This is a genomic window from Bradyrhizobium sp. JHI2711, from assembly GCF_056156565.1.
On sequence record NZ_JBPZPT010000001.1, the window covers coordinates 2,077,530 to 2,097,795 of the forward strand.

Consider the following 20,266-nt stretch of genomic DNA (forward strand, 5'->3'; position numbering starts at 1 on the left):
TATGAGGAAAGTGGTTATCGCAGCGGGCCTGCTCGCGGCATCGACGATGATCGCAGCGGCAGCGACGCTCGATACGGTGAAGAGCCGCGGCACGCTGGTGTGTGGCGTCAGTGCCGGTTTTGCCGGCTTCTCGGCGCCGGACTCGCAAGGCAATTACAGGGGTCTCGACGTCGATTATTGCCGCGCGCTGGCGGCCGGCGTGCTCGGCGATCCTACCAAGGTGCGCTACGTCTCGCTGACGGCTCAGAACCGCTTCACCGCCCTGCAATCGGGCGAGATCGACGTGCTCTATCGCAACTCGACGCAGACCTATTTGCGCGGCGCGACGCTGGGCCTGCGGCAGGGTCCGATCAACTTCTACGACGGCCAGGGCTTTGTCGTGAAGAAGGACCTCGGCGTCAAGGAGCTGAAGGACCTCAAGGGCGCCACCGTCTGCGTCGCGCAGGGCACCACGCACGAGGTCACGCTCGGCGATTACGGCCGCGCCAACGGCATCGACTGGAAGCCCCTGGTGTTCGACCGCGTCGACACCATGTACCAGACCTTCTTCGGCGGCCGCTGCGATGCGATGACCCAGGACGCTTCGGCCCTCGCCGGCGCGGTGACCACGGCCGCGCCGAACGCAGCCGACTACATTGTGCTGCCGCAGACCATCAGCAAGGAGCCGCTCGGACCCTTCACCCGCAATGGCGACGAGGTCTGGAGCGACATCATCGCCTGGCTGCATTACGGCCTGATCGAGGCCGAGGAGCTCGGCGTCACGCAAGCCAATGTCGAGGAGATGACGAAGTCGCAAACGCCTGCGATCCAGCGGCTGCTGGGGGCCAGCGGCGACCTCGGCTCGCGGCTCGGGCTCGACAACAAATGGCTGGTCAAGGCGATCAAGGCCGGCGGCAACTACGGCGAGATTTTCGAGCGCAATGTCGGCAAGGCCAGCCCGCTCAAGCTCGATCGCGGCCTCAACGGGCTCTGGAGCAAAGGCGGCTTGATGTACGCCATTCCGTTCAAGTAAGGGAGTTCACCTCTCCCCGCTTGCGGGGAGAGGTCGGATTGCGCAGCAATCCGGGTGAGGGGGAGTTTCCGCGCGTCCAACTCTCACCTTTTTGTGCCGAGAGAGCCCCTCACCCCCGACCCTCTCCCCGTAAGAACGGGGAGAGGGAGAAGAAGCATCGAGCCCCCCATGCGCATCGCCCTTATCCACGCCCTCAAGCATTCCATCGCCCCGATCGAGGCAGCGTTTGCGCAGGCGTGGCCCGAGGCGCGGCTGATGAACCTGCTTGACGACAGTCTCTCGGCGGATCTCGCCCGCGACGGGCAACTCAACGATGCCATGACGGAACGGTTCCTCGCGCTCGGCGACTATGCAGCGGCGACGGGAGCGGATGGAATCCTGTTCACCTGCTCCGCCTTCGGCCCGTGCATCGAGGCCGTCGCGCGCGCGCATGCGCCGATGCCGGTGCTGAAGCCGAACGAGGCCATGATCGACAGGGCGGTGACCATGGGCCGGCGCATCGGCCTGCTCTCGACCTTTCCGCCGACGCTGGCGTCGATGCCGCCCGAGTTTCCCGCCTCCGTCGAGGTGGTGCCGAAGCTCGCCGACGGCGCGCTGGCCGCGCTCGACCGCGGCGACCGCGCCACGCATGACCGGCTGATCGCGGAGGCCTCACGGAGCTTGCGCGATTGCGACGTCATCGCGCTGGCGCAATTCAGCATCGCCGCGACGGCGCCGCTGGTCGCGGAGGCCGCCGGCCGCCCCGTCGTGACCACGCCGGACAGCGCGGTCGAAAAGCTGATGAAGCTGCTGAAGGCGAAGGGTTAAGCGCCGGCCTTGGTCCGACGTCGCGCATCCTTGATCGCGACCGCAAGCGCAGCCTTCGTCTCGTTGACGAAATCCTCGACCAGCTCCTCGCGCGTGGCATGCGCCGCCTCGCCCGTGAACAGGCCCTGCTCGGCCAGCATCACCACGCCGTGTAGCGCCGCCCAGATCTTGAGCGCCTGCCGTTCGCGCAAATAGCCCACGGCGGGCGCTTCCAGAGCTTCGATGACGAGCGCAAAGGTCTCCCGCGTTGCCTCGTGCAGCTCGCTGCCCTTGGCCGCGCAGGACACCGTGCGCGAGGCGAACATCAGGCGGTAGATGCCATTCCGGCGCAAGCCGAAATCGAGCGTCGCCTGTGCGAGCCGCGAGAGCTTCGATTGCTGCGACGGCTTTGCCATCGCATCACGCAAGAGCGCCGAGAGCTGCCGGAATGCTTGCGCGGTGACGGCGGCGAGCAGCGCCTCGCGGTCGGCAAAATGCCGGTATGGCGCCGGCTGCGAGACCCCGAGCTTCTTGGCAAGCGCCTTGATGCTGATCGCCTCCGCGCCGCCCCGCTCCGCCTCTTGCAGCGCGGCCTCGATCAGCGCATCGCGAAGATCGCCATGGTGGTAGGTCTTCGCGGGCTTTCGGGCTGGTCGTGAACGCATGTCGGGGCGAAGCCTACAAGTTCCCGCTTGACAAGGGAAGCCCGCCGCGAATGTAATAGTATATAACTTAAATAGAACCGAGATGAGGAAAACGCGCCGCCTTCGGGCCCTCGCGCGCACACGACCAAAGGAAGCCGAGAATGGCAGAGCGACTGAAGGTTCACGTCGATCCCGACAAATGCCAGGGCCATGCCCGCTGCAAGGCGCTCGCGCCGGAGCTTTTCGAGCTCGACGAATACGGCAACGCGCACGAAGCTGGTGACGGCACCGTCCCTCCGGGACTTGAGGACAAGGCCTGGCTTGCGAAATCCAACTGCCCGGAAATCGCAATCGATGTGATCGAGGAATAGTGCGGCCGTTGCCGCCCCGCTGCGTTCAGCGAATACGAGCCAAGGGATTCCCTGCCATGTCCGACGTCGACCAGCCTGTCGCCCATCCGCCCGTCACCGACTGGGTTCATGATTTCGACCACACCGATCCGCAATGGACCGAGGACCCGTTCCCGATCTGGGACGAGCTGCGAGCCGTAAGCCCCGTGGTGCACACGAAACGCTTCCTCGGCTGCTATTTGCCGACGACCTATGAGGCCGTGCGCGAGATCGCCAACGACACCGAGCACTTCTCCTCCCGCCGCATCATCGTCCGCGACGTACGGCCGGAAATCACCAGCAGGAACGCAGCCCCGCCGATCACCTCCGATCCGCCCGAGCACAAGCCGGCCAAGCAATTGCTGCTGCCGCCGTTCACCCCGGACGCGATGAAGAAGCTCGAGCCGCGCGTCCGCGCCATCTGCAACGAGCTGATCGACGACTTCATCGCCGAGCAGAGGGTGGACGCTGCGGCGCGCTACACCAAGCACATCCCGGTTCGGGCGATCGCGCACATGCTCGGTATTCCCGAGAGCGACAGCGACCTTTTCATCAATTGGATCCACATGATCCTCGAGCTCGGCATCAAGGACGAGAGCAAGCTGCTCCAGGCCGTGCAGGAGATGACGGCCTATTTCGGCGGCCACATCGAAGCGCGCAAGAGCAAGCCCACCGACGATCTGATCTCCTACCTGATGAACGCCAGGGACAAGAACGGCAATCCGCTCGAGGACACCCATGTGATGGGCTCGCTGCGCCTGCTGCTGATCGCCGGCATCGACACCACCTGGAGCGCGATCGGCTCCTCGCTCTGGCATCTTGCGAAGACGCCGGCCGACCGCGAGCGGCTGATCGCCGAGCCCGGACTGATCCCGACAGCCGTGGAGGAGCTGCTGCGCGCCTATTCGCCGGTGACGATGGCGCGTGAAGTGGTCAAGGAGACCACGGTATCCGGCTGTCCGGTCAAGCCGGGCAACATGGTGCTGCTGTCGTTCCCGGCAGCCAACCGCGACCCCAAGATGTTTCCGGACGCTGACAAAGTCGTGATCGACCGGCGCGAGAACCGCCATGCGGCCTTCGGCCTCGGCATCCACCGCTGCGTCGGTTCCAACCTCGCGCGCATGGAAATGCAGGTGGCGCTGGAGGAATGGCTGAAGCGGATTCCCGACTTCCGGCTCGATCCGGCAGGCACTGTGACTTGGTCGCAAGGAACGGTGCGCGGCCCCCGCCAGTTGCCATTTTTGCTCGGAAAGGCGATGTAAGGCCTTCCCAAAGGAAGCGGACAGGCCTTTCATGGCGGGCGCGACACCAAGCACGCCTCCGCCATGCATCGCCACGAGCACAGGCCATGACCGACGAGACGCCATCCGACAGCAAGCTGACGCGCACCAAGGAGAAGTGGGCGCGCGAGGGCCGCTTTCTCACCGGCAAGATGACACGCCCGGAGGATCAAAGGCTTCCACCCGGGCAGCACCTCACCAAGGACTGGCCGGTGCTCGATCTCGGGGTCACGCCGCCGGTCTCGCGCGAGCGCTGGCGGCTCGACGTCTATGGCGCGGTCGAGACCCCCGTGTTCTGGACCTTTGCCGAATTCGCCGCGCAGAAGCAGTCCCGGTTCACCTCAGACATCCATTGCGTCACGACCTGGTCGCGCTATGACAACGAATGGGAAGGGCTCGCCACGCGTGAGCTGCTGGCGGCCTGCCAGCCGCGCGAGGATGCCCGCTTCGTCGTGCTGCATTCCTATGACGGTTACACCACCAATCTCGCGCTGGAGGATTTTGCCGCCGAGGACGCGCTGCTCGCCCACAGCTGGTCCGGCCAGCCGCTGACGGAGGAGCATGGCGGCCCGGTGCGGCTGGTCGTGCCGCACCTCTATTTCTGGAAGAGCGCGAAATGGCTCCAGGCCATCGAATTCCTGACCGAGGACGCGCCGGGCTTCTGGGAAGTCCGCGGCTATCATAACCGCGGTGATCCCTGGGCCGAGCAGCGCTATTCGGGCGATTAGGTTCGAGCAAGACGGGGGAAGCCCATGCCGACGGAACGCTTTCAATTCACCGGCGAAGGCGGCCACCAGCTCGCGGCCGCGCTGGAGCTGCCTGACGGCGAGCCCGCGGCGTTCGCGCTGTTCGCGCACTGCTTCACCTGCGGCAAGGACACGCTGGCGGCAAAGCGCATCTCGGTCGCGCTCGCCGCCAAGGGCATCGCGGTGCTGCGCTTCGACTTCACCGGGCTCGGCTCCAGCGGCGGTGATTTCGCCAATTCGACGTTCTCCTCCAACGTTGCCGATCTCGTGCGCGCGGCCGATCATCTGCGCGAGACCCGCAAGGCGCCTTCGATCCTGATCGGCCATAGCCTGGGTGGCGCCGCGATCCTAGCCGCTGCCGGACAAATTCCCGAGGCACGAGCGGTGGCCACCATCGCGGCGCCCTCGGATCCCGCCCACGTCACCGGCCTGTTCAGGGAGCATCTCGACAACATCCGCGCGCAAGGCGAGGTCGAAGTCTCGCTCGCGGGACGCCCGTTCCGGATCAAGCGCGAATTCCTCGACGACATCGCCGAGCACGAGCTGATGAAGGACGTCACCGGCCTGCACAAGGCGCTGCTGGTGATGCATTCGCCCCTCGACGATACCGTCGGCATCGACAACGCAACGAAGCTCTTCGTTGCAGCAAGACACCCCAAGAGCTTCGTCTCGCTCGACCATGCCGATCATCTTCTGACCAAGCCTGCCGACGCGCTCTACGCCGCCGACGTGATCGTGGCTTGGGCCAGCCGTTACGTCGATGCAGCGACGCCCGCAAAGGCGATGGATCTGCCGGAGGAGCCGCGGAAGGTCGTGGTGCAGGAGACCCGCAAGAGCAAGTTCAACCAGACCATCATCGTCGGCCCGCATCATCTGGTGGCGGACGAGCCCATTGCAGCCGGCGGCGCGGATGCCGGGCCCGGCCCGTACGATTTCCTGCTCGCCGGCTTAGGTGCCTGCACCTCGATGACCATGCGTCTCTATGCCGACCGCAAGTCGCTGCCGCTCGACCGCGTCACGGTCACGCTGAAGCATTCCAAGATCTACGCCAAGGATTGTGCGGAGTGCGAGACCCGCGAGGGCATGCTCGACCAGATCGAGCGCGACATCGCGATCGACGGCGCCCTCGATGCCGAGCAGCGCAAGAAGCTGATGGAGATCGCCGACAAGTGCCCGGTGCACCGGACGCTGACATCGGAGATCCGGATCGTGACGAAAGCGGTGGAGTAGCGATGCCCCGCTAGAAGCACGACGCCATCGTGCGCACGGCCGCGCTGATCTCGTTTTCGCGCCACGCCGCAAAGCCGAGCAGCAGGCCGTGATCGCGCGGCTTGCCGAGCGCTAGGCTGGACAAGGCGCGCGTTTCGACGCCCGCCTCGACCAGCCGCTTCACCGCCGCCCGATCAGTGCGGCCGCGCTCGAGACGGGCGACGAGCTGGATACCGCCGGGGGGCACCTCGACCAAGAGCATGCCACCGAGATGCCGCTGCAGCTCCTCGACAAGATGATCGCGGCGCGCGTGATAGAGCCGGCGCATGCGGCGCAGATGCGCGAGGAAGTGCCCATCGGCGATGAATTCGGCCAGCGCCTCCTGAATGTGGCTGGCGGCGATCAGTCCCATGTGCTGCTGCGCGATCTCCAAGGTGCTGACCAGCGCCGCCGGCGCGACCAGATAGCCGAGCCGGATGTCCGACCTCATCGCCTTCGAGAATGTGCCGACATAGAACACACGGCCATGGGCATCTAACCCCTGCAAGGCCGGCACCGGCCGGCTGTCGTAGTGGAATTCGCCGTCGTAATCGTCCTCGACGATCCAGGTCCTGCCGGGCCGGCTTGCCGCGAGAAACTCGGTTCGACGGGCTAGCGACATCAACCGGCCGGTTGGGTGCTGATGCGACGGCGTCATGAAGATCAGCCTGGGAGCTCCAAGGCCTGGCATTCGCTGCATGCCCTGTTCATCCAGGCTGATGCCGGTCAGGCGCGCGCCGGATGCGTGAAAGGCAGCCGCCGCGCCGGGATAGCCGGGGTCTTCAACCCATACATGATCGCCCGGTGAAATGAGTGTGGCAGCAATCAAGGTCAGCGCGGCCTGCGCGCTCGGCAGGATCATGATCTGCTCCGCCGTGGCGCGGACGTCCCGGTTCGTCGCCAGATAATGCGTCAGCGCCTCCCGCAGGCGCAGCCGGTTGACCGGTCCCAGCTCGCGCCTGCCTGCATGCACGGCACTGCGGCGCAGGCAGCGTGCCCAGACCTCGTTCGGAAACTCCCTGAAATCGCCCAGCCCCGGGCGCAGCGGTTTGAGCTCCCCCCGATAAGACATCGGCCAGTCGGCCTGCTGGAGCTTCGTAGCCCAAGGCGAGAGCCGCAGTTTGCCGACGCATTCGCCCGCTGCGACGGCGCCCCGTTCGATGCGTTCGTGGCCGTCGATCATGACCACGGGACGGCGGCCATGAGACGCTGCGACATATCCCTCGGCCGCGAGCTGCTCGAACGCGTATGTGACGGTGTTGCGCGAGACGCCGAGATCGCTCGCAAGCCGTCGACTCGACGGCAGCACGCGGCCTTTGCCGAGGCGGCCGGTCGCGATCAGGCCTCGCAGCTGGCTCGTCAGTTGCGCCACCAGCCCCTCGCCATCGGTCCGCTTCAGCTCGATCAACGCGGAGATCGTCGTGTCGGATACTGGCACTCTCTTCTTCTCCAATCTGGCACTTTTTCAAATGCCAGTCGGGATGCTATCCGGCGGCTCGGACTGCTTCAAGGACCTGCGACATGAACACCCTGTCACCCCGTGCGGCCATCGGCCTGTTCCTCATCGTGGTGCTGGCCTGGGGCGTGAATTGGTCGGTGACCAAGCAGCTCGTGCAGTTCGTCCCGCCGTTGTGGAGCGCGGCAATCCGGAGTTGGATCGCGCTGGCTGGATTGTTCGTGCTGCTCGGACTGAGCAACAATCTCGTGATCCCGGAGCGACGCGACTTTCCCGTGATCCTGAGCGTGGCGCTGCTGCATATGACGCTGTTCTCGATCCTGGTTGCCAGCGGCCTTCGCTTCCTGCCCGCAAGCAAGGGCATCGTGCTCGGCTACACCACGCCGCTCTGGGTCGCACTCGCCGCGCCCCTTTTCGGCAAGGACACGCTGACGGCGCCGAAGCTCGCCGGCGCTCTGCTCGGGCTGATCGGCCTTGCCGTCATCCTGAATCCATCCTCGATCGACTGGACCAACCCAAACGTGCTGCTCGGCGCCGGCATGGTCATCCTGGCCGCGATCTCTTGGGCTGCGAACATCATCTATATCCGCGCGCATCGCTGGATCGGATCTCCGCTTCAGCTTTTGCTTTGGCAGGTGCTCGTGGCAACGATCGTGCTGTCGGTCGGCGCGACAGCTGTGGATGGCCTCCCGCATGTGGAGTGGTCGTGGAGGCGCGTATTGTTGTTTCTCTATTCGGGCCTGGTCGGAACGGTCCTGGCTTATTGGGCGATGTCGATGGTCAACAAGAGCATCTCAGCCCTGACGACGTCGCTCGGCACCACCGGGACACCGCTGGTCGGCATCGCCAGCGCTGCGATCCTTCTGGGTGAACCCATCGACGCGAGCCTTGCCGTCGCGGCCGCGCTGATCGTCTCCGGCATCGGCCTTGCGACGCTGGGCGATCGGTTGTTGCGCAGTCAGGCCACCGCGAGAGGCTGAACCCGCAGAACCCCGCGCAGGCCCGCCGCGGTGCCGAGCAGGATGCCGGCAGCCGCGACGAACGATCCCAGCGCGAGCGTAGACACGCCGGTGAGCCCCTGCCCGATCGAGCAGCCGAACGCCATCACGCCGCCGATCCCCATCAGCGCGGCACCGGTCCCTGAGCGGAGCATGTGGCGCGGCGAGGAATAGCCTTCGAGCTTGAAGCGGCCAGTTGCGAGTGCCGTCACCAGACTGCCGGCGAAGACGCCGGCCACCGTCGCGATGCCGAAGTTGAGCGTCAGTCCAGTCGAGAGCATGGCATATTGCAGGCTATCGGCGATCGGCGCGACGAACGTAAGGGAGGTCACGGGGACCGGATTGAAGTCGTCGGCACCGAGATAGCCGGTGGCCAGCCAGCCGCCGGCGACGAGGAGGCCCACAATGATGCCCGCTACGACCTGACCGGGCGAGCGACGGAACGCAGGATGCGCGAAAGCGAACAGGCTCAGCGCGACGGTTGTCGCGGCCGCGGCGAGCGCGCGTGAAAGCGATTCCGTGAAGCCGAGCGTCGCCAGCAACGACGGCAGCGAATTGGCAGGAGCCGTGGCTTGCGTTGCCTGGACCAGCGCAATGCGCGCCGGTGCGATGAGGCCCTTCAGCGTCATCTGCGCGGCAATCGCGAGCACGATCACGACCACGAAGGAGCGGAGATTGCCGCGGCCGAGCAGCACCAGCGCCCGCGAGCCGCAGCCGTTCGAAAGCACCATGCCGTAGCCGAACAGCAGGCCGCCGAGGAACAGCACCGCCGGCGAAAACGATTGCTGCAGATAGATCGACTTGCCGAGATCGACCGTGCCGCTGCCGGCGAGGAACTGGCTCGCGGCGATCGCAACAGCGATTGCGAGCGCGTAGGTCCGCACCAGCCGCCCGTCGCCCTCAGCCAGTAACCCGCGCATGCTGCTCATCAGGCAGAAACCGCTGAGCAGGCCAACGGCACCGTAGACGAGACCGATGGCCAGGCCGGCGAGGATAACGAGTTGCGTGGATTCCATGGTTACGGCTTCAGGATCACCCGGTCACGCGAGGAGCCGGCGACCGCAACATACGCTTCCTTCGCGCGCTCCAGCGGATAGATCGCATTCGCCCTGATCGGAAACGGCTTCAGATGGCCGCTCGCAAAACCCGGCCCGATGTCGCGCAGCACCGCACCCGTCGCGGCCGAGGATAGACCCAGCGTGTCGATGCCGACATAAGTGTGCTGGCCCCGATAGAATTCGAGGATGTTGAACTGCACGACGCGGTCGATCGCGGCGATCAGGATTTGGCGGCCGCGAAGCGCGAGCGATTTGTGCGCGGCCTGGAAATAGGGATCGCCGACCGTGTTGAAGACGACGTCGGCGCCCTTGCCGCCGGTCAATTCGTGCACGCGCGCGGCGATTTCGGTGGCGGAGGCGTCGATCACCTCGATGGGCGCGTTGGTGTGGCCTTCATAGGCTTCCGCCCTGCGCACCACACCGATCACGCGCGCGCCCTGCCAGGTCGCGATCTGCACCGCGGCCTGACCGACCTTGCCATTCACCCCGAAAACCAGAACGGTCTCGCCGCGCTTCGGCACGCCCGCCCTGCGAAAGCCTTCCATCGCGGTCACGAAGGGCACGCCGATGCCGGCGGCCTCCTCCCAGGACACAGTCTTCGGCTTCTCCACGACCGCATCGGCTTCGGCCACGAGATGGCTCGCATGAGTGCCGTCACGACGAATGCCGAGGTCCCCGGACGAGCCGAACACTTCGTTCCCAATGGTGGCGGCGGGCCCGTCAATCACCACGCCGGCATAGTCGCGGCCGGGGGTCCGGGGGAACACGGCATAGGGCATCAGCCCGGTCGCAGCCTTGACGTCGGAGGGATTGACCGCGGCAGCCTTCACCTCGATCAGAAGATCGTTCGGCCCGCGCGCAAGCATCTGCCGCTCAATTGTCGGCGCAAGCGCAGCGGCATTTTCAGCTTTGGCGCTGAGGCGCACACAGCGCGCTTCGACGGTTTTGGCATCGGCTGACATGAAAAGACCCGCGATTTCTCGCGGGCCTTGTCGCCTCTGGCGCCGGTCGAGTCAATCCGTCCGGTCAGTCCTTTGGCCGCTTGTCGAAGAGCCGCTTGGCCTTGCCGAGCGAGCGCTCCAGCGTGGCCGGCGCAACTACCTGCACCCTGGAGCTGACGCCGATCGTATTCTTGATGTGGGTCGAAATTCGATCCGCATGGTCGACGAGGCCGCGGCCGTCCCAGCTCTCGGGCCGCGCCTCGGCGATGATGGTGAGCTCGTCCATGCGGCCTTCCCGGGTGAGCTCGAGGATGAAATGGCCGCCGCACCAGTCGGTCGCGAGCAGCACCTCCTCGATCTGGGTCGGGAACAGATTGACGCCGCGCAGGATGATCATGTCGTCCGAGCGCCCGGTCACCTTCTCCATCCGCCGCATGCCCGGCCGTGCCGTTCCCGGCAGCAGCCGCGTCAGGTCGCGGGTTCGATAGCGGATCACCGGAAAGGCTTCCTTGGTGAGCGACGTGAAGACCAGCTCGCCCTTCTCGCCGTCGGGCAGCACCGCGCCGGTCTCGGGGTCGATCACTTCCGGGTAGAAATGATCCTCCCAGATGTGCAGGCCATCCTTGGTCTCGATGCATTCCTGAGCGACGCCCGGGCCGATCACCTCGGACAGGCCATAGATGTCGGTCGCGTCCATGTCGAAGGCGTCCTCGATCTCGGCGCGCATCGCGTTGGTCCAGGGTTCCGCGCCGAAGATGCCGATCTTGAGCGAACACTGGCGCGGATCAAGCTTCTGGCGCTTGAACTCGTCGAGGATCGCCAGCATGTAGCTCGGCGTCACCGTGATGATGTCGGGCCGGAAATCATTGATGAGCTGCACCTGCCGCTCGGTCATGCCCCCGGAAATGGGGACAACCGTGCAGCCAAGCTTCTCGGCGCCGTAGTGCACGCCGAGACCGCCGGTGAAGAGTCCATAGCCATACGCATTGTGGATGATCATGCCGGTGCGGCCGCCGGCGGCGCGGATCGAGCGCGCCATCACCTCGGACCAGGTGTCGATGTCGCGCTGCGTATAGCCGACCACGATCGGCTTTCCGGTCGTGCCGGATGAGGCATGCACCCGCACCAGCTTTTCGCGCGGCACGGCGAACATGTCGAAGGGATAATTGTCGCGCAGGTCCGTCTTGACCGTGAACGGGAATTTGGCGAGATCAGAGAGCTCGCGAAAGTCGGACGGATGCACGCCCGCTTTGTCGAACGCCTTGCGGTAATGCGCGACGTTGTCGTAGGCGTGCTTCAGCGACCACGCCAACCGCTGCTTCTGCAGCGCCATGATCTCGCCGCGCGAGGCGCGCTCATGCGCATCCATCTCGGCGCTATAGGCGTTGCCACCTTCCTTGAGCCTCGTCAGAGCCATCCTCGTTTCCCCACATTGCCTGTTCTTTTTTGTTTGGTTTTATTGATCTTGCGCCGGCAGCCATTTGCCGGGAATGACGCGGGAATGTCCGCGGAATTCCGCGATGACGACCTCGCCCACCGTGACACGCACGTCGTAGATGCCGGAGCGGCCGCCGCGGGTGATCTCCCGCGCTCTTGCGATGAGACGATCGCCAAGCTTGCCGGGCTTGATGAAAGTGATCTGGCCCTGCGCCGCGACGACGCGCTCATTGTGCGAGTTGCAGGCGAACGCGAAGGCGGAATCGGCGAGCGTGAAGATGAAGCCGCCATGGGCGATGCGCTGGCCGTTGACCATATCAGGCCGCACCGTCATGGCGAGCGTCGCAAAGCCCGGGCCGATCTCGACGATCTCCATGCCGAGACCCTTGGAGGCATCGTCCTCGGCCCACATCGCCTCGGCGCAGGCACGGGCAATATCCTCAGGCGACAGGGCGGCTTTGACGTTCACGCGCTTCTCCCGGCCAGACGGTTGCTCATGATGTTGTTCTGGTTGGCTCACTCTGTCAAATATTGCGACGCATTTGCATTGCGGAGCCGCAGAACGCCTGATCAGACATGATCATAATCGACCACGACACGCTCGGTGGACGGCTTGGCCTGGCAGGTGAGAACAAAACCGGCCTCGAGCTCCCACGGTTCCAGCGAATAGTTGATGTCCATCGGCGCCTCGCCTTCGACCAGCTTGGCGCGGCAGGTCGAGCACATCCCGCCCTTGCAGGCGAAGGGCAGATCGACGCCGGCGCGCAGCGCGGCATCGAGGATGGCCTCGTCCTCGGCGACGGGCACGTCGCGGCGCTTGCCGTCGATGATCAGCGAGGCGATCGCCTTCGGCGGCGCGTCGGGCGCAACCGCCTTTTTCGGCCGCGGCTTGCCGCCGAACTCGGAAACGAAGCGCTCGACATGGATGCGCTCGTCGGCGATGCCGAGATCGCGGCAGGTCGCCTCGATGTCCTCGCTCATGCCAAGAGGACCGCAGATGAAGACGTGATCGACGCTGGCCGCCGGCACCAGCGCGCGGAGCAGCACCCTCACCTTGTCGCCGTCGAGCCGGCCATGCAGGATCGGAATGTCCTGCTCCTCGCCGGAGAGCACGTAAAAGATCGAGAGACGATCGATGAAGCGGTCCTTGAGCTCCTCGAGCGCTTCGAGGAACATGATGTTGTCGGTGGTGCGGTTGCCGTAGAACAAAAAGAAGCGGCTGCCCGGCTCGCGCGCGAGCACGCCCTTCACGATCGACAGGATCGGCGTGATGCCGGAGCCGGCGGCGAAGCCGACATGAACGCGCGCACGATCTGTCGGCGGGACCAGACCGAAGCGGCCGGTCGGCGTCATCACGTCGAGCTCGTCGCCGCATTTGAGATCTTCGGCGGCCCAGCTCGAAAATGCGCCGCCATCGACCTTCTTGACGGCGATACGGATCTCGCCGTCGTCAGGGCCGGAGCAGATCGAATAGGAGCGGCGCACCTCTTCGCCGTCGAGCGTGGCGCGCAGCGTCAGATACTGGCCGGGCGTGAAGGCGTAATCGCCGGCGAGTTCGTTGGGGATGGCAAAGGTCATCGAGACGGCGTCCGTGGCCTCGCGGCGGAGGTCCCTGACGGCGAGGCGATGGAAGCGCGGTGCGGCTGCGGACATGGTCAATGGCACTTGAAATAGTCGAAGGGTTCGCGGCAGGCCTTGCAGCGCCAGAGCGCCTTGCAGGAGGTCGAGCCGAATTCGGACAGCAGCTCGGTCTTGTCCGAGCCGCATTGCGGGCACGCCACCGTCTGATCGCCGAACAGCGCGCGGCGCGAGTTTGAAGCTTGCGGCGGCGCGATGCCGTAGGCGCGCAGCTTCTTGCGTCCGTCCTCGGTCAACCAGTCCGTGGTCCAGGCCGGCGACAGCACCGTCCGTACCTTTGCATGTTGAAGACCGGCGCGCTCCAGCGCAACCTCGATTTCGAGCGCGATCATGTTCATGGCCGGGCAACCCGAATAGGTCGGTGTGATCGCGACCTCGACATGATCGCCGTCGAGAACGACGTCGCGCAGCACGCCGAGATCGGCAATGCTCAGCACCGGAATTTCCGGATCGACCACGCTGGCGGCGGCGTCCCAGGCGCGCTGGCGCAGCGCGGCGTCATCGGTCACCATCACCATGTCAGCCCCGGAAAAGTCCGCTGCATCGATTGCAGCTCCGACAGGAGGTGGCCGAGATGCTCGCTGTGACGACCGGAGCGGCCGCCCTGCTGCATCCACTCGTTCTGCGGCAGCGCGAGCGTTGCTTCACGCGTGACGTCCGAGAGCGTCGCCAGCCAGCGCCCGCGCAAGCTTGCGGGATCGACGGCAATGCCGGCATGGATCAGCGCGCGTTCGCCGTCGTCGACGGCAAACATCTCGCCGGTAAAGGCCCAGAGATGATCGATCGCTCCTTGCGTGCGCGCGTGGCTCTCCTCAGTGCCGTCGCCGAGCCGGATAATCCATTCCGAGGCATGGCGCAGATGGTAGGCGCTCTCCTTCTCCGATTTCGCAGCAATCGCCGCCAGCGTCGCATCGCGCGAATTCATCATCGCGCGCCAGTAGAGATCGGCGAAGGCGGAATAGAAGAATTGCCGCACCAGGGTCTGGGCAAAATCGCCGTTGGGTTGCTCGACTAGGAGAAGATTGCGGTACTGCCGCACGTCGCGCAAGTAAGCGAGCTTGTCCTCGTCGTTGTCCCTGCCTTCGACCTTGGCGGCAAAGGTGTAGAGCTCCCGCGCCTGGCCGATCAGGTCGAGCGCGATGTTGGAGAGTGCCATGTCCTCTTCCAGCATCGGCGCATGCCCGCACCATTCCGACAGCCTGTGACCGAGGATCAGCGCATCGTCGGCGCGGCGCAATGCGTAAAGCACCAGCGGCGTTTCGGAGACCTGGATGTTGGCGCAAGACATCACATCATCCCCATCACATGTGCCCCACTTCTTCCGGCACCTCGTAGAATGTCGGATGCCGGTAGATCTTGGATTCCGCCGGCTCGAACATCATGCCCTTCTCGGCGGGATCGCTCGCGGTGATCGCGCTGGAGGGCACGACCCAGATCGACAGGCCCTCGCCGCGCCGGGTGTAGATGTCGCGGGCGGCCTGCAGCGCCATGGTCGCATCGCTTGCATGCAGCGAACCGACATGCTTGTGCGCGAGCCCGTTGCGGCTGCGAATGAAGACTTCCCACAGCGGCGTGTTCGGCGTGGCCATATCGCTCTCCTATTCGGCAGCCTGGGCGGTCTGACGCTGGGCGCGCTTGGCGGCATAGCTAGCTGCCGCCTCGCGCACCCAGGCGCCCTCCTCGTGTGCCTTGCGGCGCGCGGCCATGCGGTCGCGATTGCACGGGCCGTTGCCGGCCAGCACCTGCTTGAATTCGGTCCAGTCGATCTCGCTGTAGCGCCAGTGGCCGTCAGCGTCCTGAATCATGCCGGGATCGGGAATGGTGAGGCCGAGATATTGCGCCTGCGGCACGGTGGCATCGACGAACTTCTGGCGCAGCTCGTCATTGGAGAAGCGCTTGATCTTCCACTTCGTCGAGGTGTCGCTGTGCTGGCTCGTCGCGTCGGGCGGACCGAACATCATCAGCACCGGCCACCACCAGCGGTTCAGCGCGTCCTGCGCCATCGCCTTCTGCTCCTCCGAGCCGCGGCACAGCGTCACCATGATCTCGTAACCCTGGCGCTGGTGGAAGGACTCCTCCTTGCAGACGCGGATCATCGCGCGCGCATAAGGCCCGTAGGAGCAGCGGCACAGCGGGATCTGGTTCATGATCGCGGCGCCGTCGACCAGCCAGCCGATCGTGCCGATGTCCGCCCAGGTCAGCGTCGGATAGTTGAAGATCGATGAATATTTGGCCTTGCCGGCGAGCATGGCGTCGACCAGCTCCTCGCGCGAGGAGCCGAGCGTCTCGGCGGCGGCATAGAGATAGAGCCCGTGGCCGCATTCATCCTGCACCTTGGCGAGCAGCGCGGCCTTGCGGCGCAAGGTCGGCGCGCGCGTGATCCAGTTGCCTTCGGGCAGCATGCCGACGATTTCCGAATGGGCGTGCTGGGAGATCTGGCGGGTGAGCGTCTTGCGATAGGCCGCGGGCATCCAGTCGTTCGGCTCGATGCGCTCCTCGGCATCGACGCGGGCCTGGAATTGCGCAGCTTTGCCTGCGTCCTCGAGATCGCGATCAGCGGTCTCGGCCGTGTTCAGCGCCTGGGTGTACATGCGCATCCTCCCGCTTATTGGGGAAGGAATATATAACAAGATTTACATCATGCAAGATATTTCTGTAACATAATGGTCAAGCGCCGAACCTTCGTTCCAGCAGCTTTCGCGCGGGCGGCAACGGCCCTTTTTCATTGGTTCCATGGCTGTCGAGCCATTGTTCGGACGGAGCAAGCAGCGCGCGATAGATCTCGCCGCAGAGTTCGCGGGCGGCCCTGCCCGGCCAATCCGGCGGCAGCAGGCTCTCGGGCAGCAATGGATCGCGCAGCACGACGCGGCGGTAATGGTGGATCAAGAGGATCCGCGCGGTGAAGGCGTCGGCCTCGGACAGATCCGTGCCGCGCGTGATCGCGGCGCGCAGCGGCTCGAACGTCTTCATGAATTTCAGATAAGCGTCGGCGGTCCGATCGAGCGGCCAGCTCGCGCTGAGCAGACGGCGGCCGCTGTCGTCTTCCGCCGAGACTTCGAGGCGGATCGCGCCCGCCGCCTCATCCGGCACCGGAACGCCCGATGGTGCGACCCATACGCCCGGCAGAGGGCTGCCGAAGCCGGCATTGCGGAGCGCTTCGCGCGAAGCCTCGCGATCCTCGCTATTGCCGATCAGCAGCAGTTCGAAGCGTCCGGTCCAGTCGGACGGCGGCGGATCGTAGATGTGGCGCGTCGCGGCCTCGAAGGTCTGGCGGCCCTTGTCGGCCAGGCGATAGAAACTGTTGCGGCCGACCTTCTCGCGCGTCAGCCAGCCGTCGGCGGCAAGCCGCGACATTGCGGTGCGCACCACGCCGCTGTCGATGTCGAGGCTTTCGAAGAATTCCAGAAGCGTGCCGAGCCACACCGAGCCACCGCGCGGCACGATGGCATCACCAAACACTGTGATGACGATGGAGCCGGTGCGCGAGGGCTCGCGCTTGAGCTGGTCGATGATGCGGGAGAGCGGATGCGCCATGCGGCAGGCTTAGCGCGTTTGGTGCAGGCGCGACAATGGAGGGGGACGACGGCTCTTCTCCTTCTCCCCGCTATCGCATCTCCGATGCAATCCGACCTCGCCCAGCTTGCAGGGAGAGGTGAAGAGGAGCGCTACCGATGCGGATCGGGATACACCACGCTGCGCCAGCCGCTGCGATCGAACGGGCGCCACTGGCCTTCCTTCTGCGCGAGGCGATCGGCTACGGCATAGACGGCGGCCGGATGATGGCCCATGCCGCAATGGCTGCTCTCGACCTCGATGCTCTCGGTCTGTGCGCCCGTCTTCTCCATGCAGCCTTGCCAGGCGCAGACGCCGTCGGTACGGCTGAAGATGGCGGTGGTCGACACCGGCGGCGGAGCGGCAAGCTCGCCGCCGAAACGCGGATCAACCTCGTCGGCCTTGCGGCCGCTCGCCCATTCATAGACGCGCCAGGCGTTGGTCGAGCGTGGATCGCCGGCAAAGGGGCTACCAAGCGTGATCACTTGGCGCACGCTGTCCGGCACCATCTTGGCAAGCTGGCGCGCATAGATGCCACCGAGGCTCCAACCGACCAAGCTGATCTTGCGGCCGTGGGTGTCGTTGAGCTCTCGGATCTGACCGAGCATCGCATCCTGCACGCCGGGCCGCAGGCCGTAGTTGCGGCCTTGGCGCCAACCAGCCACTGCATAGCCCTTGCTGCTCAGAAACGTGCGCAGCGCGCCAGTGGAGGTGTCGGAGGCCACGAGGCCCGGCAGCACCAGCACCGGATGCCCATCGCCGCGCGGCGCAAGGCTCAGCAGCGGCAGCGCGCCGAGGAATGCGCCGAACTCGTGGATCGCGCGCCCCTCCAGAAACATCAAGGTGCGGGACGGCGGGCGCAGCGTCTGGGCAGTAGCGGTCATCAATGGTCCCCTGGGAAGAATCGCTGAAAAGGAGGCCGGCGAGGCCGGCAAATGCGTAGACAGATTCCAACTCGCCGGCTTCTTGATCGTTCCGCAGCGCAACATGAATCAGCTAGGCGGCCGGTTCCCGACATTCAAGCGGGAGAGACGCGGGGCGACAATAGGTCCGCGCGTTAATGCTAACGGCCGTGACGCAAAAGTCACAACCATCGAAGCAGGGATTCTACGGTGTAGAGCGCGAGCCCGGCGAGCCCGCCGATCAATGAGCCGTTGAAGCGGATGTATTGCAGGTCGCGGCCGATGTTGATTTCGATCAGCGAAATCAGCTGCGTCATATTCCACGCCTTGACCTGATCGGAGATGAAGGTGGAGACGCCGCTCTTCTGGTCCGCGACGAAGCTGCGCAGCACGGTCACGAGACCCTTGTTGATCTCGCCGCGCAGCTCGGCATCGCCGGCGAGCGCCTCGCCAGCCGAGACGAACATCCCGGCGAGATGATGTTGCAGCACCTGCGTCTCGCCGCTCGCGCTGCGCTCGATGAAGGAGCGCGTGTTGGCCCAGACGGTGCGGGCGAGATCGGCAAGCTCCGGCCGCGCCAGGAGATCGCGTTTCAGGCCGTCGATGCGGTCGATATAGGCCTGATCGGTGCCGAGCCTGTCGACGAAGTTCAGCACCATGCGGTCGAACTCGCCGCGGAACGGATGCTTGGGATCGCTGCGCACTTCGTTGAAGAAGGCGGTGGCGGAGGCCACGATCTTGTTCACCAAAAACTTGTCGGCGCGATAGAGTTTGAGCAGGGTCGGCAATTCCGCGCGCACCTTCTCGCGGATCATCGCCATCGTCTCTGTCTGGTTCAAGGTCTCGTGCATCACGCGCAGGAGATCGTCGAACAGGATCTGGTGCCGTCCCTCCGCGACGAAGCCGCGCAGCGTGCCGGCCGCGAGCGGCGCAAGGTCGATCGCCTGGAGCTGCGAGGACATGCGGCGGATGATAAAGGTCATCAGGCCGGAGCTTTCGGTTGCGGACACGGCCTCCGGCAAGAGACGCAGGGCAAAGCGCGCGAGGTCGTCGCTGCGCTTGCGGTCGCGCAACCAGTCGGCGACGAAGGAGCCGAAATCGATCTCCTTCAGCTTGGCTTCGACGGGACCCGCCTCGAGGAAATGCACCTGGATGAATTCGCCGAGCTTGTCGGCGATGCGGGCCTGGTTGCTCTGGATGATCGCGGTGTGCGGGATCGGCAGGCCGAGCGGCCGCTTGAACAGCGCCACCACGGCATACCAGTCGGCGAGCCCGCCGATAGTCGCGGCCTCGGCGAAGGCGGCAATGAAGCCGAACACGGGATGCACGGGCAGTAGCCATTTCGCGACGACGAACAGTGCCAGCGTCGCGGCCAGCACCAAAGTCGCCAGCGTCTTGACGCGGCGCAGCTCGGCCGCGCGTGCAGCATCGCCGGGGGCGTCGAAGGAAAAGGTGACAGACGAGTCCATGACTGCATCACAGTACTCGTCATTGCGAGCGAAGCGAAGCAATCCAGAATCTTTCAGAGGAAAGACTTTGGATTGTTCGTCGCATCAGCGCAAAATTGCTACGCAATTTTGTCGCGAGCTCCTCGCAATGACGGCGGCGCAAAAACAAAGGCCCGCCGAAGCGGGCCTCAAATTCAGTTTGTGCTCAGGTGCCAGATCAGGCGGTCTTGCTGTAGACCTTGGCGAAATTGTCCTGAGCGGACTTCGCACCGTTGGCGGCGAGCTTGCCGAGATAGTCGGCGGTCGCCTTGGCGCGCGAGACGAACACTTCGCCGCGGGAGCGGAGCAGGCTCGACTGGATCTCGACGGCTTCGCTGACCGACTTGGCGGACGCGAGCTTGTCGATGCCCGAGAAGAACGCCTCGGCGTCCTCGTAGATCGCCTGCTGGATGTTGCGGCTGATCTTGCCGGCCTCGGTGATGGACTCGGTCACCGCGTTCTCGACGGCGGCGGTCACGCGCTCGGAGCCAGCGAACACCTCGGCAGCACGGTCCTTGGCGGTGTTGGCAGTCTTCTTGACGAATTCGCGGGCGGCCTCGGGAACTTCCAGGTTCTGGATGTTCTTGAAAGCGTCCTTGAAGCCCTCGAAAGCGGTGTTGGTTTCAGTGGTCATGGGGTTCTCTCCATCCTCAATGGTTTGAGCTATGGGCTCACCCCGTCCGCATTGGCCC

Annotated in this window: 22 protein-coding genes; 7 read left to right on the forward strand and 15 right to left on the reverse strand. The window is 65.1% G+C overall.

The features are described from left to right. Position 1: 1 nt before the first annotated feature. Both ACTEK7_RS09730 and ACTEK7_RS09735 read left to right on the forward strand, forming a co-directional pair. Positions 2–1,012, forward strand: a complete 1,011-nt coding sequence (locus tag ACTEK7_RS09730; RefSeq protein WP_057027076.1) for an amino acid ABC transporter substrate-binding protein — start codon at positions 2–4, stop codon at positions 1,010–1,012. A 168-nt stretch (positions 1,013–1,180) separates the two neighbouring features. Then, the gene (locus ACTEK7_RS09735; RefSeq protein WP_225134095.1) at positions 1,181–1,819 is read left to right on the forward strand and encodes an aspartate/glutamate racemase family protein; all 639 of its coding nucleotides are present in this window, start codon (positions 1,181–1,183) and stop codon (positions 1,817–1,819) included. Here ACTEK7_RS09735 and ACTEK7_RS09740 read toward each other — a convergent pair. Next, positions 1,816–2,463: a TetR/AcrR family transcriptional regulator gene (locus tag ACTEK7_RS09740; protein ID WP_036025733.1), complete on the reverse strand. Its 648-nt coding sequence runs from the start codon at positions 2,461–2,463 to the stop codon at positions 1,816–1,818. The genes ACTEK7_RS09735 and ACTEK7_RS09740 overlap by 4 nt on opposite strands. A gap of 140 nt (positions 2,464–2,603) precedes the next feature. On the opposite strand from ACTEK7_RS09740, the gene ACTEK7_RS09745 reads away from it, so the two are divergent. From ACTEK7_RS09745 to ACTEK7_RS09760, 4 genes are all read left to right on the forward strand, one after another. Next, a complete protein-coding gene (locus ACTEK7_RS09745; protein WP_018648108.1) occupies positions 2,604–2,813 on the forward strand; it encodes a ferredoxin in 210 nt (69 codons plus the stop codon). Between the two features lie 56 nt (positions 2,814–2,869). Further along, the gene (locus ACTEK7_RS09750; protein WP_225146087.1) at positions 2,870–4,093 is read left to right on the forward strand and encodes a cytochrome P450; all 1,224 of its coding nucleotides are present in this window, start codon (positions 2,870–2,872) and stop codon (positions 4,091–4,093) included. An 86-nt stretch (positions 4,094–4,179) separates the two neighbouring features. Further along, positions 4,180–4,839 carry a sulfite oxidase-like oxidoreductase gene (locus ACTEK7_RS09755; protein WP_225146088.1) on the forward strand — a complete coding sequence of 220 codons (660 nt, stop codon included), beginning with the start codon at positions 4,180–4,182 and terminating at the stop codon, positions 4,837–4,839. Between the two features lie 24 nt (positions 4,840–4,863). Beyond that, entirely contained in the window at positions 4,864–6,087 is a 1,224-nt protein-coding gene (locus ACTEK7_RS09760; protein WP_225146089.1) for a bifunctional alpha/beta hydrolase/OsmC family protein, read from the forward strand. 10 nt (positions 6,088–6,097) lie between these two features. Here the strand turns inward: ACTEK7_RS09760 and pdxR are convergent, their stop codons facing one another. Further along, entirely contained in the window at positions 6,098–7,543 is a 1,446-nt protein-coding gene (gene pdxR / locus ACTEK7_RS09765; RefSeq protein WP_225146090.1) for a MocR-like pyridoxine biosynthesis transcription factor PdxR, read from the reverse strand. 83 nt (positions 7,544–7,626) lie between these two features. Here pdxR and ACTEK7_RS09770 point away from each other — a divergent pair, with 83 nt between their 5' ends. Then, positions 7,627–8,541 (forward strand): DMT family transporter, encoded by a 915-nt coding sequence (locus tag ACTEK7_RS09770; RefSeq protein WP_225114444.1) that lies wholly within the window; start codon positions 7,627–7,629, stop codon positions 8,539–8,541. Here ACTEK7_RS09770 and ACTEK7_RS09775 read toward each other — a convergent pair. The 13 genes from ACTEK7_RS09775 to ACTEK7_RS09835 form a co-directional block, all read right to left on the reverse strand. Continuing rightward, on the reverse strand, positions 8,520–9,575 hold the full coding sequence (locus tag ACTEK7_RS09775) for a YeeE/YedE family protein (RefSeq protein WP_036004835.1): 1,056 nt from the start codon (positions 9,573–9,575) through the stop codon (positions 8,520–8,522). The genes ACTEK7_RS09770 and ACTEK7_RS09775 overlap by 22 nt on opposite strands. A 2-nt stretch (positions 9,576–9,577) precedes the next feature. Then, a complete protein-coding gene (locus tag ACTEK7_RS09780) occupies positions 9,578–10,579 on the reverse strand; it encodes a quinone oxidoreductase family protein (RefSeq protein WP_225146091.1) in 1,002 nt (333 codons plus the stop codon). Positions 10,580–10,643: 64 nt separating this feature from the next. Beyond that, on the reverse strand, positions 10,644–11,975 hold the full coding sequence (gene paaK / locus ACTEK7_RS09785) for a phenylacetate--CoA ligase PaaK (protein ID WP_036025742.1): 1,332 nt from the start codon (positions 11,973–11,975) through the stop codon (positions 10,644–10,646). A gap of 39 nt (positions 11,976–12,014) precedes the next feature. Then, positions 12,015–12,464 carry a hydroxyphenylacetyl-CoA thioesterase PaaI gene (paaI, locus tag ACTEK7_RS09790; protein ID WP_225146092.1) on the reverse strand — a complete coding sequence of 150 codons (450 nt, stop codon included), beginning with the start codon at positions 12,462–12,464 and terminating at the stop codon, positions 12,015–12,017. A 101-nt stretch (positions 12,465–12,565) separates the two neighbouring features. Next, entirely contained in the window at positions 12,566–13,648 is a 1,083-nt protein-coding gene (paaE, locus tag ACTEK7_RS09795) for a 1,2-phenylacetyl-CoA epoxidase subunit PaaE (protein ID WP_036043142.1), read from the reverse strand. A gap of 2 nt (positions 13,649–13,650) precedes the next feature. Then, positions 13,651–14,151, reverse strand: coding sequence for a 1,2-phenylacetyl-CoA epoxidase subunit PaaD (gene paaD, locus ACTEK7_RS09800; RefSeq protein ID WP_463671644.1), 501 nt, complete (start codon positions 14,149–14,151; stop codon positions 13,651–13,653). After that, positions 14,145–14,921, reverse strand: a complete 777-nt coding sequence (gene paaC / locus ACTEK7_RS09805; protein WP_036004817.1) for a 1,2-phenylacetyl-CoA epoxidase subunit PaaC — start codon at positions 14,919–14,921, stop codon at positions 14,145–14,147. The genes paaD and paaC overlap by 7 nt, the downstream gene beginning before the upstream one ends. Before the next feature lie 13 nt (positions 14,922–14,934). Next, entirely contained in the window at positions 14,935–15,222 is a 288-nt protein-coding gene (paaB, locus tag ACTEK7_RS09810; RefSeq protein WP_015687593.1) for a 1,2-phenylacetyl-CoA epoxidase subunit PaaB, read from the reverse strand. 9 nt (positions 15,223–15,231) lie between these two features. Beyond that, entirely contained in the window at positions 15,232–16,224 is a 993-nt protein-coding gene (gene paaA / locus ACTEK7_RS09815; protein ID WP_225146093.1) for a 1,2-phenylacetyl-CoA epoxidase subunit PaaA, read from the reverse strand. A gap of 76 nt (positions 16,225–16,300) precedes the next feature. After that, positions 16,301–17,167 carry a phenylacetic acid degradation operon negative regulatory protein PaaX gene (paaX, locus tag ACTEK7_RS09820; protein ID WP_225146094.1) on the reverse strand — a complete coding sequence of 289 codons (867 nt, stop codon included), beginning with the start codon at positions 17,165–17,167 and terminating at the stop codon, positions 16,301–16,303. A gap of 131 nt (positions 17,168–17,298) precedes the next feature. Next, on the reverse strand, positions 17,299–18,069 hold the full coding sequence (locus ACTEK7_RS09825; protein WP_225146095.1) for an esterase/lipase family protein: 771 nt from the start codon (positions 18,067–18,069) through the stop codon (positions 17,299–17,301). A gap of 200 nt (positions 18,070–18,269) precedes the next feature. Beyond that, positions 18,270–19,556: a DUF445 domain-containing protein gene (locus ACTEK7_RS09830; protein WP_036004806.1), complete on the reverse strand. Its 1,287-nt coding sequence runs from the start codon at positions 19,554–19,556 to the stop codon at positions 18,270–18,272. Between the two features lie 196 nt (positions 19,557–19,752). After that, on the reverse strand, positions 19,753–20,208 hold the full coding sequence (locus tag ACTEK7_RS09835; protein ID WP_036004804.1) for a phasin: 456 nt from the start codon (positions 20,206–20,208) through the stop codon (positions 19,753–19,755). Positions 20,209–20,266 lie beyond the last annotated feature (58 nt).

What these genes read in the sequence shown, in the direction of transcription:
- ACTEK7_RS09780 (WP_225146091.1), bottom strand. Translation starts at nt 10,579, where the DNA reads ATGTCAGCCGATGCCAAAACCGTCGAAGCGCGCTGTGTGCGCCTCAGC.
- paaC (WP_036004817.1), bottom strand. Translation starts at nt 14,921, where the DNA reads ATGTCTTGCGCCAACATCCAGGTCTCCGAAACGCCGCTGGTGCTTTAC.
- ACTEK7_RS09770 (WP_225114444.1), top strand. Translation starts at nt 7,627, where the DNA reads ATGAACACCCTGTCACCCCGTGCGGCCATCGGCCTGTTCCTCATCGTG.
- ACTEK7_RS09730 (WP_057027076.1), top strand. Translation starts at nt 2, where the DNA reads ATGAGGAAAGTGGTTATCGCAGCGGGCCTGCTCGCGGCATCGACGATG.
- paaB (WP_015687593.1), bottom strand. Translation starts at nt 15,222, where the DNA reads ATGGCCACGCCGAACACGCCGCTGTGGGAAGTCTTCATTCGCAGCCGC.
- paaX (WP_225146094.1), bottom strand. Translation starts at nt 17,167, where the DNA reads ATGGCGCATCCGCTCTCCCGCATCATCGACCAGCTCAAGCGCGAGCCC.
- ACTEK7_RS09825 (WP_225146095.1), bottom strand. Translation starts at nt 18,069, where the DNA reads ATGACCGCTACTGCCCAGACGCTGCGCCCGCCGTCCCGCACCTTGATG.
- ACTEK7_RS09830 (WP_036004806.1), bottom strand. Translation starts at nt 19,556, where the DNA reads ATGGACTCGTCTGTCACCTTTTCCTTCGACGCCCCCGGCGATGCTGCA.
- ACTEK7_RS09835 (WP_036004804.1), bottom strand. Translation starts at nt 20,208, where the DNA reads ATGACCACTGAAACCAACACCGCTTTCGAGGGCTTCAAGGACGCTTTC.
- paaK (WP_036025742.1), bottom strand. Translation starts at nt 11,975, where the DNA reads ATGGCTCTGACGAGGCTCAAGGAAGGTGGCAACGCCTATAGCGCCGAG.
- ACTEK7_RS09775 (WP_036004835.1), bottom strand. Translation starts at nt 9,575, where the DNA reads ATGGAATCCACGCAACTCGTTATCCTCGCCGGCCTGGCCATCGGTCTC.
- ACTEK7_RS09745 (WP_018648108.1), top strand. Translation starts at nt 2,604, where the DNA reads ATGGCAGAGCGACTGAAGGTTCACGTCGATCCCGACAAATGCCAGGGC.
- ACTEK7_RS09750 (WP_225146087.1), top strand. Translation starts at nt 2,870, where the DNA reads ATGTCCGACGTCGACCAGCCTGTCGCCCATCCGCCCGTCACCGACTGG.
- paaD (WP_463671644.1), bottom strand. Translation starts at nt 14,151, where the DNA reads ATGGTGATGGTGACCGATGACGCCGCGCTGCGCCAGCGCGCCTGGGAC.
- ACTEK7_RS09755 (WP_225146088.1), top strand. Translation starts at nt 4,180, where the DNA reads ATGACCGACGAGACGCCATCCGACAGCAAGCTGACGCGCACCAAGGAG.
- ACTEK7_RS09735 (WP_225134095.1), top strand. Translation starts at nt 1,181, where the DNA reads ATGCGCATCGCCCTTATCCACGCCCTCAAGCATTCCATCGCCCCGATC.
- ACTEK7_RS09760 (WP_225146089.1), top strand. Translation starts at nt 4,864, where the DNA reads ATGCCGACGGAACGCTTTCAATTCACCGGCGAAGGCGGCCACCAGCTC.
- paaA (WP_225146093.1), bottom strand. Translation starts at nt 16,224, where the DNA reads ATGTACACCCAGGCGCTGAACACGGCCGAGACCGCTGATCGCGATCTC.
- paaE (WP_036043142.1), bottom strand. Translation starts at nt 13,648, where the DNA reads ATGTCCGCAGCCGCACCGCGCTTCCATCGCCTCGCCGTCAGGGACCTC.
- ACTEK7_RS09740 (WP_036025733.1), bottom strand. Translation starts at nt 2,463, where the DNA reads ATGCGTTCACGACCAGCCCGAAAGCCCGCGAAGACCTACCACCATGGC.